Origin of the sequence: Methylobacterium platani (assembly GCF_001653715.1) — a bacterium.
Classification (GTDB): Bacteria; Pseudomonadota; Alphaproteobacteria; order Rhizobiales; family Beijerinckiaceae; genus Methylobacterium; species Methylobacterium platani.
On record NZ_LWHQ01000105.1, the window covers coordinates 914 to 2,270 of the forward strand.

Consider the following 1,357-nt stretch of genomic DNA (forward strand, 5'->3'; position numbering starts at 1 on the left):
GATCCGGGCCGATCCCTTCCTGATGGTCGTTCCGGAGGAGCGCGAGGGCCTGCGCCACCGGGGTTGGGAGATGTACGACCGCCATGCGCGCTTCCAGGGGACCGGGCGCGAGCGCCTCGCCAGCGGCGAGGTGCTGCGGTTCCGCCTCGTCGGCGTCCCGGTCTGGAGCGCGGCGGGCCGCTATCTCGGCTGGACCGGGATGAAGTACGCGATCCACGAATCCGGCGCGCCGGTGCTNNGGCCTGTCGCTCTCGACGGTGCGGCGCCTCGAGGAGAATGGCGAGAACCACGGCGCCCGCTCCCGCCACAAGGCCGTGGCCGCCCTGCGCCAGGCCGGCATCCGTTTCGTCGCCATGGACGACGGCACGATCGCGGTGACCAAGGTCTAAGACAGCCGCGCCTTCGAACGGGCTCGTTCGACAGTGCCGGGCAAGCCCGCAGGGTCGCCGTTTCCTCGCGCCGGCGCATCAGCGCCGACGCGACGGGGCCGAGGATGGCGCGCGACGGCGGGATGCCTTTGACTCGCGGCGGCGGCGCGCCGTATCATGCTCAGGACAAAGGTAAATTTTCCTGAACAACGGACGCATGGACGCTGCCGACCTCAAGTCCTGCTCCGAGGGCTTCCTGCGGACGATCGAGGATCAGGGCATCGCGGGCGGGTGGCGCTGGTCGATCGCGTCCGGCGAGCAGGTCTGGTCGCCGGGCTTCTTCCGGCTCCTCGGGCTCGATCCCCGCAGCACCGTGCCGGATTACGGCCTCCTCCTCGCCATGCTGCATCCGGACGACCGGGCGCAGCTGGCGAGCGCCGGGGAGATCCGGCAGGGCGTCGTCTCGCCGAGCGCGCTCGTCCGGCTCATCCGGCCGGACGGGGGCATGCGCATACTCTCGCTCCTGTCCGAGCTCGGGGTCTCGCCGGAGGGCCGCCCGCTCTCGGCCAGGGGCGTCGCCCTCGACGTCACCGACCGGGAGCGGCTGCGGCAGATCCACGCCGCGGAGCAGCGGCGGCGGCAGGCGCTCTACCTGACTTCCTACGCGACGACCTACTCGGTCGGCACCGACCGCATCCACGACTTCCCGCTCGAGATGGCGCAGGTGCACGGGTTCTCGCTGCAGGAGATCACCCTCAACCCGTTCGTCATGGTGGTGCCGCACCAGCGCGAGGCGTTCCGCGAACGGGCGCTGCGGGTCCACGAACCCCAGGCCCGCTTCCAGGGCACGTCGCTGGAGCGCCTCGCCAACGGCGAAGTCTGGCGCTTCCGCATCATCGGCGTGCCGCTGTGGGACGAGGCCGGGCGCTACCGCGGCCGGGCCGGGATGAAGTACCCGATCCAGGAATCCGGCGCGGCGGTCGACGCGG

1 protein-coding gene is annotated in these 1,357 nt (G+C 71.7%); it reads left to right on the forward strand.

Annotation, left to right across the window (positions count from 1 at the left end; all coding sequences use genetic code 11):
* Window positions 1-585: 585 nt before the first annotated feature.
* A partial coding sequence (locus A5481_RS31350; protein ID WP_064504504.1) for a PAS domain-containing protein occupies window positions 586-1,357 on the forward strand: 772 nt, incomplete at its 3' end.